The organism is Arthrobacter sp. 2YAF22_2 (assembly GCF_052114645.1).
In the GTDB taxonomy this organism is placed as follows: domain Bacteria; phylum Actinomycetota; class Actinomycetes; order Actinomycetales; family Micrococcaceae; genus Arthrobacter.
Window position 1 is genome coordinate 1 of record NZ_JBFRFD010000057.1, and the last position, 10,321, is coordinate 10,321.

General features: G+C 67.2%; 10 protein-coding genes. 7 read left to right on the forward strand and 3 right to left on the reverse strand.

Annotated elements, in window-relative coordinates; all coding sequences use genetic code 11:
- Nucleotides 1–228 precede the first annotated feature (228 nt).
- Nucleotides 229–894: an ArsR/SmtB family transcription factor gene (locus tag AB4Y86_RS04110; RefSeq protein WP_441400327.1), complete on the forward strand. Its 666-nt coding sequence runs from the start codon at nucleotides 229–231 to the stop codon at nucleotides 892–894.
- An 86-nt stretch (nucleotides 895–980) separates the two neighbouring features.
- On the opposite strand, the gene AB4Y86_RS04115 is transcribed toward AB4Y86_RS04110, so the two are convergent.
- From AB4Y86_RS04115 to AB4Y86_RS04125, 3 genes are all read right to left on the reverse strand, one after another.
- Nucleotides 981–1,796: a DUF2382 domain-containing protein gene (locus AB4Y86_RS04115; protein WP_441400329.1), complete on the reverse strand. Its 816-nt coding sequence runs from the start codon at nucleotides 1,794–1,796 to the stop codon at nucleotides 981–983.
- Between the two features lie 17 nt (nucleotides 1,797–1,813).
- Nucleotides 1,814–1,957: a hypothetical protein gene (locus tag AB4Y86_RS04120; RefSeq protein ID WP_441400331.1), complete on the reverse strand. Its 144-nt coding sequence runs from the start codon at nucleotides 1,955–1,957 to the stop codon at nucleotides 1,814–1,816.
- A gap of 211 nt (nucleotides 1,958–2,168) precedes the next feature.
- On the reverse strand, nucleotides 2,169–3,125 hold the full coding sequence (locus AB4Y86_RS04125) for an SRPBCC family protein (protein ID WP_441400333.1): 957 nt from the start codon (nucleotides 3,123–3,125) through the stop codon (nucleotides 2,169–2,171).
- Between the two features lie 329 nt (nucleotides 3,126–3,454).
- Between AB4Y86_RS04125 and topA the strand changes: the two genes are divergently transcribed.
- The 6 genes from topA to AB4Y86_RS04155 form a co-directional block, all read left to right on the forward strand.
- Nucleotides 3,455–6,193, forward strand: coding sequence for a type I DNA topoisomerase (topA, locus tag AB4Y86_RS04130; RefSeq protein ID WP_441400335.1), 2,739 nt, complete (start codon nucleotides 3,455–3,457; stop codon nucleotides 6,191–6,193).
- Between the two features lie 63 nt (nucleotides 6,194–6,256).
- Nucleotides 6,257–6,706 (forward strand): SseB family protein, encoded by a 450-nt coding sequence (locus AB4Y86_RS04135; protein WP_441400337.1) that lies wholly within the window; start codon nucleotides 6,257–6,259, stop codon nucleotides 6,704–6,706.
- Nucleotides 6,707–6,787: 81 nt separating this feature from the next.
- The gene (locus AB4Y86_RS04140; RefSeq protein ID WP_441400339.1) at nucleotides 6,788–7,804 is read left to right on the forward strand and encodes a Ppx/GppA phosphatase family protein; all 1,017 of its coding nucleotides are present in this window, start codon (nucleotides 6,788–6,790) and stop codon (nucleotides 7,802–7,804) included.
- A 118-nt stretch (nucleotides 7,805–7,922) separates the two neighbouring features.
- Entirely contained in the window at nucleotides 7,923–8,264 is a 342-nt protein-coding gene (locus tag AB4Y86_RS04145; RefSeq protein WP_441400340.1) for a YciI family protein, read from the forward strand.
- A 12-nt stretch (nucleotides 8,265–8,276) separates the two neighbouring features.
- On the forward strand, nucleotides 8,277–9,596 hold the full coding sequence (locus tag AB4Y86_RS04150) for an RNA polymerase sigma factor (protein ID WP_441400342.1): 1,320 nt from the start codon (nucleotides 8,277–8,279) through the stop codon (nucleotides 9,594–9,596).
- A 243-nt stretch (nucleotides 9,597–9,839) separates the two neighbouring features.
- Nucleotides 9,840–10,321 (forward strand): pyrroline-5-carboxylate reductase family protein (locus AB4Y86_RS04155; protein ID WP_441400344.1); only part of this gene is annotated, 482 nt, incomplete at its 3' end.

Below are 10,321 nucleotides of genomic sequence, written 5' to 3' on the forward strand. Positions count from 1 at the left end.
GTCTGCAGGTGCAGCATCACGCTGACGACGACGGCGCCCATGCCGGCGGTGGCCAGGAAACGGGAGCTGCTGGCGAGCAGGAAGTCGCGGTTACGCCAGAGGGAAGGAGCATCCGCCGACGCTCGCATTTTATGAAATGTATGCTTCATAAGTGACAAGATAGTTGGTCGTGCAGCGCAGTGTCAAGCAGTTCTTTCATAGTTTGGCACGCGTCGATAGACTGAAAGGGTGAACGCTGAAAACCCAAAGGCGCAGGCAGTCGCCGCGCCGCCTGCCGCGCCGGCCGCTAAACGCAGGCCGCGTCCGGAAAAGAAGGTCGAAATCACCGACCCGAAGGCCATCCGGGCGCTGGCGCACGCCGCGCGGCTCGAGGTCATCTCCGAGCTGTATTCGACCCAGGTCAGCCGCACGGCCACCGAGCTGGCCGCCCAGACCGGTCTCACGCCGAGTGCCATGAGCTACCACCTGCGCGCGCTGCAAAAGTGGGGCATCGTGGTGCCCGCAGCCACTGCCGGCGACGCGCGGGAGCGCCGCTGGAAGGCGGCCGGCACCGACTTCATGATCCATTCGGGCGGGGGGCCGGCGAGTCCGGAGTTTGCCGTGCTGGACCTTGAACTGGACGCCTACCGGCGCCGGGTTAAGGCGTACGCCAAGATCCGCGACGAAGAGCGCCAGCGCGGCGACTCTGGCGACAGGCCGTCCTCGGTGGTGTTGGCCAGCAACCTGCTGTACCTGACCCCGGCCCAGCGCGCCGAACTGAACGAGCGGATCTTTGAGCTCCTCAAGGACTACGAGCTCGAGGATCCGGACCATATTCCGGAGGGCACTGCGCGGATGGCTACCATGTGGTCGATGATCCCGGACGACCGGGGCAGCGCCGCGCCGGCCTCCTGAGCGGCTGCAGGGCGTGAAGAAGGCCGGGGTGAGGGTTGTTGGCCCCTTGCCCCGGCCTTGCTTCTGTGTCGTGCGGTTGCCRGCCCTTAGCGGCGGGTCTCGCCCGTGCCGTCGGTTTCGATGCGTTCCTTGCGGACTTCCTCGTCGACGGTCGCCTCATCGGTGACGGTCTCGGTGCCGAGCCGGACGCGTTCGACCGGCACCGTTTCCTTCTCCACGACCGGGCGCTCCTCGTGAAGGATTACCTCGTGCTCCTCCTCGCTGATGTCCTGGCCGGACACGGCCCGGCCCCGGTTGGCATCGGTGATCGGTTCGCGTTCGAGCCGGACTTCTTCGCGCTGGACCGGAACCGTCTGGGTGACGTTCTCGGTGGTCACGTACTTGCGCAGCCTCACCCGACCCGTTTCCTGCTTCTCGGTGCCAACGTTCAGGCGTTCCTCCGAGCGGGTCATCGCGTCGTCCGTGGTCGGGCCGGACGTGTCGCGGCCGACGGTTCCGGTCCTCTCCTGGCCTTCGAAGCGGCCGGTGTTCTCGCCGGGGTTGACGGAGTCCCGGCCGTTGGCGGCATCCGAGTACGTCCGGACGCCGCTGAGCTGGTAGTGCTGGTAGAGCCGGTCTTCCTCGGCAGGCTCTAGGTGTCCGTCGACGTCGACCCGCGGAGCATCCTTGACCAGGTCCTTGGGGTACGGGACGACGACGTCGTCTCCCCGGACCTGGGCCCCTTCGAGTGGCACGAATGTCTGTGAGGTGCCAAACAAGCCGGTCTTGGCCGTGACCCACGTTGGCTGGCCGCTGTCGTCGTCGGTGTAGACCTGTCCGATCGAACCGATCTTGTCACCGTCGGTGGAAAGGATGTTGCCGTTGCGGCTGAGCAGGTCGTCGATGTGTTCCTTGGTGATCATGGTGTCTCCTTGGATTGTCATTCATTAACTGCCGGCCGGTCCGGTGCCAGGATGGCGTGCGGTCCGGCGACCGGGTCCAGTAGCGATGCGTCGGCTTGGCGATGTTCGGCCAGTGTGTGGAGGCCGTCCAGTGCGATCTCCGACGTGACTACGATAAGCATGCTTACTACCGACTTGGCAAGCATGCTTATCAATTTTTTTCGGGCCGGGTGCGTTCCCCCGGCCTCGCCTCTCGGCTGTCCCGCGAGGCCGGCGGCCGGGCTGGGCCTTGTCCCCATCGTCCGAGAACATGGCAGGACGGCCCCGCGCGAATTACCCGTCGCGCGGGGCCGTCCTGCTCCRAGGGGTTATTGCTCGGAGTCGGGCGCCCGCCTAGTGCTGGCCCAGGCTGCCGCCGGCCGGCGGGACGACGCCGGATCCACGTTCGGTGCCGGCTGCGCGGTCCGCCGGGCTCAGGGTGTCGCTCGCGGCCGTCCCGTCGGACTCGCCTTCGGTGTCCACCAGGCCGTTGGTCTGGTCAAATGGCTTGGCGTCGGGCCGGGTGCCAGCCTCGTTGGCCGACGGTGCTGCTTTCGTGGCCAGCCCCTCGCTTGGCGCCAGTTCCTCACCCGGGAAAACACTTCCTGTGGTGCCCGTGGGCGGGACGGTTGTGGGCGGAACTGTCATGGGCGGCGCCGCAGTAAGGGGGGTACCCGCCGCTTCTTCGTGCGCCGGGCCGTCTGCGGTGTCCTTGCGCCCGGTTGCGGCGGCAACGCCTGCAGCGGCCGCGGCGGCGAGGCCGAGGCCCGCAATGACCTTGCCTGATACGCCGGCTTTGCCGCTGTCCCCGCGCGATCCGGCGGCCGCGTCAATGCCGGGGGTCCCCGCCGCGACGCCTGCACCGACGGATCCGCGCCAAGCCCCCGTGGCATATCCTTCATCTTCGACGAAGGCCTTGAACCGGTTGAGGTCGCTATCCGCCTGCTTCTCCACAACATTCAACTTGTCGCCGACCTTTTCAACCAGGCCTTCGGGTTCATATTCGAGGGAAAGTTGGACGGAGGTCTGCCCGCCGCCGAGGTCTTCGAAAGTGACGGCCCCGGCGTTGGTCGCGCCCTCCGTGGCCGCCCAGGAAACTCGTTGGCCCGGCACCTGCTCGACAATCCGTGCCTGCCACTGCCTGCGTACGCCGGCTATCTCTGCTGTCCATTCCAGCCGGTCGTCACTGAACTGCTTGACGCTCTTCACGCCTCCCATAAAGTGGGGAAATTCCTCGAACTGGGTCCACTGGTTGTAGGCAACGCTCACGGGAACATTGACCAGAATGCGCTTTTCAACCTTGGTGCTCACAGCTTCTCCTTGATTGGGATCGGGTGACACGAGCTGACTAGTCATCAGTATGCTTACTATATCTTTTGAGGTGCGCTCCGGCCAGAGGCACCCACGTTGCGGCGCAAACCCGGGCGGCGGTGCCAGCGAATCGGGAACGCCGCCGATGCCCAAGGCCGGGGGGGTCCCTAAACAGCCCGTCCCTAGCTGCGTACCGTGCACGCATCGGGTGTCGCGCCGTGTTCATGCCGTGTTCATTTCGGACCCGGATGCGCGGGAATCTGCAAAATATGGTGAACTAGGCGGGTATGGGCGCATCTGCCCGAGCCACCATTTTCTGTAGGAGCACCGTGCCAAGCAAGGCCCCCACCGGCAAGAAACTCGTGATTGTGGAGTCTCCCGCCAAGAGTAAGACCATCGCCAAGTACCTCGGCGAAGGTTTCATCGTTGAGGCCTCCATCGGTCACATCCGAGACCTGCCGCAGCCCTCGGAGCTCCCTGCAGATTTGAAGAAAACGTCGGTGGGCAAGTTCGCCGTCGACATTGACCATGACTTCAAGCCGTATTACGTGGTGTCGCCGGACAAGAAGAAAAAGGTGACCGAGCTCAAGGCTGCGCTCAAGGACGCCGACGCCCTCTATCTCGCAACCGATGGGGACCGCGAGGGCGAGGCCATCGCGTGGCACCTGCTGGAAGTCCTCAAGCCCAAGGTGCCGGTGTACCGGATGACCTTCGGTGAAATCACCAAGGAAGCCATCCACCGCGCGATGGACAATCTGCGCGATGTGGACCAGGATCTGGTGGACGCGCAGGAAACCCGCCGCGTGCTGGACCGCCTCTACGGCTACGAGATTTCCCCGGTGCTGTGGCGCAAGGTGGCCCGCGGCCTGTCCGCCGGCCGCGTGCAGTCGGTCGTGACCCGCATGGTGGTGGACCGCGAACGCGAGCGGATGGCGTTCAAGTCCGCGGCCTACTGGGATCTGACCGGCCAGTTCGGCGCGGATTCCGGCTCTTTCAAAGCGAAACTGGCCGCCGTCGACGGTGCCAAGGTCGCCAGCGGCCGGGACTTCAACGACGACGGCGTACTCACCTCGCGCAACGTCGTGCACATTGACCAGGAACTCGCCACTGCCTTGGCCGCCGGCCTGCAGGACGCCGACTTCCGGGTCCGCTCGGTCGACACCAAGCCCTACACCCGCCGTCCCGCGGCGCCGTTCACCACCTCCACGCTGCAGCAGGAGGCCGGCCGCAAGCTGCGCTTCTCCTCGAAGAGCACCATGCAGGTGGCCCAGCGCCTCTACGAAAACGGCTACATCACCTATATGCGTACGGACTCGTCCGCCCTGAGCAACGAGGCCGTCACCGCCGCGCGGCGCCAGGCCTCGGAGCTGTACGGCCCCGAGTACGTCCCGCAGGCGCCCCGCGTCTACACCGGCAAGGCGGCCAACGCGCAGGAAGCCCACGAGGCCATCCGTCCCGCCGGCGACTCCTTCCGCACCCCGGCGCAGGTCGCTAAGCAGCTCTCCGGCGACGAGTTCCGCCTCTACGAGCTGATCTGGAAGCGCACCGTAGCCTCCCAGATGGCCGACGCCAAGGGTTCCACCGCCACGATCCGGCTCGGCGCCGTCACCGCCAGCGGCGCGGCCGCCGGCCGGGACACCGAATTTTCCGCTTCCGGTACCGTCATCACCTTCCCCGGGTTCCTCGCGGCCTACGAAGAAGGCAAGGACGAGAGCCGCGGGGACGAGGACTCCGAGGAAGCACGCCGGCTGCCCAACGTGGCCAAGGACGATGCGCTCACCGCTTCGGACATCGTCGCCGTCGGGCACGAAACCTCGCCGCCGCCGCGCTACACCGAAGCTTCCCTGACCGCGGAGCTGGAAAAGCGCGGCATCGGCCGCCCGTCGACCTACGCCTCCACGATTTCCACCATCCAGGACCGCGGGTACGTCCGGAAGCAGGGGTCCGCGCTCGTGCCGAGCTGGATCGCGTTCTCCGTGATCCGGCTCCTCGAGCAGCATTTCCACGACTATGTGGACTACGAGTTCACCGCCGACATGGAAGCGGACCTGGACAAGATTGCCAACGGCCAGGCGGCCGGCCCGGCGTGGCTCAAGCACTTCTACTTCGGCGAGGACTCCGAGCCGGGGTTGCTGAGCATTGTGAACAACCTCGGCGAGATTGACGCCCGCGAGATTAACTCCATCCCCGTCACGGACGGAATCACCCTGCGGGTGGGCAAGTTCGGCCCGTACCTGGAAAGCTCCGTCCCCACCGTGGACCCGAAGACCGGCGAGGTGGTCGAGTCCGCCCGCGCCAACGTCCCGGAAGACCTGGCCCCGGATGAGCTCACCGCCGCCAAGGCCATCGAGCTGATGGAGACCGCCGCCCCCGAGGAGCGCGTGCTCGGCGCGGACCCGCACACCGGCCACACGGTCGTGGCAAAGAACGGCCGCTACGGCGCGTACGTCACCGAGATCATCCCGGAGATGACCGAGGAACAGCTCGCCAACCAGCCGGTGGAGTATTACAAGAACGGCAAGCCGAAGCCGCCGAAGAAGCCGGTCAAGGCCAAGCCGCGCACCGGATCGCTTTTCGCCTCCATGAGCGTGGACAGCGTCACCCTGGATGAGGCCCTTCAGCTCATGAGCCTGCCGCGGGTTCTCGGCCAGGACACCGAGGGCAACCCGATCACGGTGCAAAACGGCCGCTTCGGCCCGTACCTGAAGAAGGGCACCGACTCCCGTTCCATCGGCTCGGAGGAGGAGATCTTCACGATCACGTTGGACCAGGCGCTGGAGATTTACTCGCAGCCCAAGCAGCGCGGCGCCCGCGCCGCAGTAGCGCCGCTGGCCGAGTTCGGCCCGGATCCGGTCTCGGAGAAGAACATTGTGGTGAAGGAGGGCCGCTTCGGCCCGTACATCACCGACGGCGTCACCAACATCACCGTGCCCCGGAGCACCGCGATCGAGGAGCTGACCCGGGAACGCGCCGTCGAACTCCTCGCCGAAAAGCGCGCCAAGGGACCGGTTAAGCGCACGACGACGGCCCGCAAGCCCCCGGCGCGCAAGGCTGCCGCGAAGAAGTAGGGCGGGGGCGGCCGGGGCAACGCGGAATTGCGGTGCCCGGCCCGAACGTGATCGAGTAGGAACATGACTGAACAGCCAGCACCCATGGATCTCCAGCCTCTCAACGACCTCGAGGAGAAGCTCGCCCGGGGGGAGCAGCCGGACGCCAACCCGGTGGACGTCATTCTGTCCTTCCTCAACAACGAGGTCTACATCGTCAGCTCCGACACGGTCGACGGCCCCGATTCCCAAGTCGAGCCGCTCGTGCTCGCCAACTCCGGGGGCCAACCTGTACTGGCCGTCTTCTCGCACCCGAGCCGCGTCAGTGAGCAGTACCTCGCGGCGGCCCCGAATGTGCTGGGCACGCAGGGCGCTGCGATCCTCGGCAACCTCGGGGACCAGCTCGGCATGGTCATCAACCCCGGGGCGGCCTTCGGCTTCGAAATCGATCCGGAGGGCGTGGCCAACATCCGGCGCGACTTCAAGCCCTCCGAGGAGGAGCCGGACGCGGCCGAGGACGGCAACCAGGCCTAGCCCGGGGGGACGAGCCCAGGGACCAAGCCCGCTTAGGGTGCCCGGTTAGGGCAGGGCCCGTCCGGGGAGAATAATGGCAGCATGCGGCTAGGCGTCCTCGATATCGGGTCCAACACTGTCCACCTCCTCCTGGTGGACGCCCACCCCGGCGCGCGCCCGGTTGCCTTTGCCTCCCACAAACGCCCGCTGTCCCTGGTGCAGTTCCTCGACGGGGACGGCAACATCAATGACGCCGGGCAACATGAGCTGATCGAGTTTGTCCTGGAGGCGTGGGAGTTCGCGGCCAAGCACAAGGCCGAGGATCTGCTGGCGTTCTGCACCTCGGCCGTCCGCGAAGCGACCAACGGGGCCGCCGTGTTGGCCCGGGTCAAACATGAGACCACCGTGACGCTCCGGGAGCTGTCCGGCAGCGACGAGGCATCCATGACGTTCTTCGCCGTCCGCCGCTGGTACGGGTGGGGCGCCGGACCCATCCTTGACCTCGACATTGGCGGCGGCTCCTTCGAAATGGCGTTGGGCCAGGACGAACTGCCCGAGCTGGCGCTGTCCGTGCCGCTCGGGGCGAGCAGGCTGACCCGGGACTGGCTGCACGACGATCCGCCGTCGGCCAAGAGCGTCAAGGAGCTGCGCCGCTATATCCGAGCCACGCTCAAACCCGCGGTCCGTAGCTTCCAAAAGCTGGGCCGCGCCAACCTCGTCGCTGGCACGTCCAAGACATTCCGTTCGCTGGCGCGCATCGCCGGCGCGGCCCCCAGCGCGGCGGGGCCCTACGTCAAGCGGGAACTGTTCGCGTCGGACCTGGGCCTCTGGGCGCAGCGGATTTCCGCGATGCAGATCGATGACCGGCTCCACCTCCCGGGCGTCTCGGACGCCCGGGCGCCGCAACTGCTGGCCGGAGCCCTGGTGGCCGAGGCCGCCCTCGAGCTGTTCCAATTCCCCAGCCTGGAGATCTGCCCGTGGGCGCTGCGGGAGGGACTCATCCTGCGCAGGCTGGACCAGTTGGTCTCCGAGGGGCCGCTGCAGCCCGCGCCCCACGTCACCCAGACCCGTGTCCCCGCCGAGCCGCAGACGCCCGACGCCATGGCGCCGGTCCGATGAATGTATTCCGCCGGCGCCTGGCCAGCCGGCCGCGTACCTGTCGATCCGGACGCACGCCGTTCGTCTAGTAGGTGAAAGGCCGGCACGGAGCCGGCCCATTGTCGAGGAGGACAGCACCATGGCACAGTACTTGCTCAGCGTTTACCAGCCCGTCGGACCGGCCCCGGCCCCGGAAGTCCTGGCGCCCATCATGCAGGACCTTGAGGCTCTGAACCGTGACATGAAGGCCGCCGGTGTCTGGGTCTTCGCCGCCGGGCTCCACCCCACCGACACCGCCACCGTGGTCCGGCAGCAAGGCACCGAGGTGCTCATCACGGACGGCCCCTTCGCCGAAGCCAAGGAGCACCTCGGCGGCTTCACCGTCATAGAGGCGCCGGACCTCGACGCCGCACTCGGCTGGGCAGGGAGACTGGCCCGCGCCACCACCCTGCCCATCGAAGTGCGGCCCGTCCAGCACTAGGTGCCACCGCGAATGGCCAGCGAATCGTTGTCCGCCGCCCCGCCGCCCGAGCCCGCCCGGGCACCCGCGGCGGAGGCGGACGTCGCGGCCGTCTTCCGGCGCGAATACGGTCGTGCGGTCGCCGTCCTGACCCGGGTGCTGGGCGACATCGACGCCGCCGAGGATGCCGTTCAGGACGCGTTCACCCTGGCGGTGGGGCGCTGGCCCTCAACCGGTCTGCCGCCGAGCCCCGCGGGCTGGATCATCACCACGGCAAGAAACCGGGCCATTGACCGGCTGCGCCGCGAGTCCGGCCGCGGCGACAGACAGCTCGAGGCAGTAATGCTGGCGGAAGCTCTCGCTCCGGCAGTACCGACGCCCGAGGAGCATGTGGTTGCAGAACTCTCCAGGGAGCGCATGGTGGACGATGACCGGCTGCGGCTGATCTTCACCTGCTGCCACCCGGCTTTGGCCGTCAACGTCCAGGTGGCGCTGACCCTGCGGCTGCTGGGCGGACTGACGACGGCGGAAATCGCCCGCGCGTTCCTGGTGCCCGAAGCCACCATGGCCCAGCGCCTCGTTCGGGCCAAAACAAAGATCCGGGTCGCCAGGATTCCGTATCGGGTGCCGCGCGGAGCGGAGCTCCCGGCCCGCCTGCCGCCGGTGCTCGCGGTGGTCTACCTGATCTTCAACGAGGGTTACAGTTCCGGCTCCGGAGGCCCCGAGCCCCGGCAGGACCTCTGCCGGGAAGCCATCAGGCTGGGCCGCCTGCTGACGGCCCTGATGCCGGACGAACCCGAAGTCAAAGGCCTGCTGGCACTGATGCTGCTCACCGAATCACGGCGGGGCGCCCGGCAGGCCGGCGGTGGGCCCGTCCTCTTGGCCGATCAGGACCGCGGGCTCTGGGATCGTGCCCTAGTCAGGGAAGGCCAGGAACTGGTGCACCAGTGCCTGCGGCGAAATCAGCCCGGGCCGTACCAGCTTCAGGCCGCGATCAATGCGGTCCACTCCGACGCGCCTGAGGCCGCAAAGACGGACTGGCGCCAGATTCTCCGGCTCTACGATCAGCTCGTCGCGGTCGCTCCCGGGCCGGTCGTGGCCCTCAACCGCGCCGTGGCACTCGCGGAGGTGGAGGGCCCGGAAGGTGCCCTGGGCCTCGTCGACGGGCTGAGGCTGGAAAACTACCACCTGTTCCACGCCGTCCGGGCCGATTTCCTGCGCCGGCTGGACCGCCCTGCCGAAGCGGCCGCAGCGTACAGCGCAGCACTGCGGCTGGCCGAAAACGCGGCCGACCGGAGATTCCTGGAAGCGCGCGTGYGGGAAGCCGAGGCGAAGCGGGTTACCGGGGACTGAACCGGATCAAGCAGCGCCGGCTTAGAGCCACGTTAAAAAGAGAATGGCACCGGCGGTCGGCTGCGGGAAAAATGGGGGAAACCCGCTGCAAACCACCGGTGCCGGCAGACATCCGCATGACTGCCATATCATCACTCGCACCCCTCAATGAGGTAATAACTACGCTAATCACCGAGTTTGAGAACAACCTGCGCTGAAGATGTGAGCTGGCTGTGAATCGGGGCGGACTGCAATGATGGGGGCATGAGCAACCGAATCGCATTCCTGGGCTGTGGGTCAATGAACGAGGCAATCATGGGTGGCCTGATCGCCGGCGGGGCGGACCCGGCGGACATCGTCGCCACCGTCCGACGGGCAGTACGGGCCGCCGAACTGGCCGAACGGCATCACGGGATTACGGCCATCGCGGGCGAAGAAGAACCGGAGAACAACGCGCAGGCCGCTACCGGCGCCGCCGTCGTGATCCTGGGCGTCAAGCCCGTGGGCATCGCCGCGCTGGCCCGCGAGATCAGTGGCTCACTCTCGCCGGAGACCATTGTGGTCAGCGTCGCCGCCGCCGTGTCGCTGGAACAACTGGAGGCTGCACTTCCGGCCGGGCAGCCGGTGATCCGCTCGATGCCGAACACTCCGGCGAAACTGGGCCGCGGCGTCGTGTCTGTCTCCGCCGGGAAGCACTGTTCGGCGGAGCAGCTGCAGCGGGTGAAGGACATCCTCGCTGCCGTCGG

Bases quoted from the DNA above. Each gene is read 5' to 3' on its own strand.
- AB4Y86_RS04115 (WP_441400329.1), bottom strand. From the start codon at position 1,796: ATGATCACCAAGGAACACATCGACGACCTGCTCAGCCGCAACGGCAAC.
- AB4Y86_RS04120 (WP_441400331.1), bottom strand. From the start codon at position 1,957: ATGCTTATCGTAGTCACGTCGGAGATCGCACTGGACGGCCTCCACACA.
- AB4Y86_RS04135 (WP_441400337.1), top strand. From the start codon at position 6,257: ATGACTGAACAGCCAGCACCCATGGATCTCCAGCCTCTCAACGACCTC.
- AB4Y86_RS04140 (WP_441400339.1), top strand. From the start codon at position 6,788: ATGCGGCTAGGCGTCCTCGATATCGGGTCCAACACTGTCCACCTCCTC.
- AB4Y86_RS04145 (WP_441400340.1), top strand. From the start codon at position 7,923: ATGGCACAGTACTTGCTCAGCGTTTACCAGCCCGTCGGACCGGCCCCG.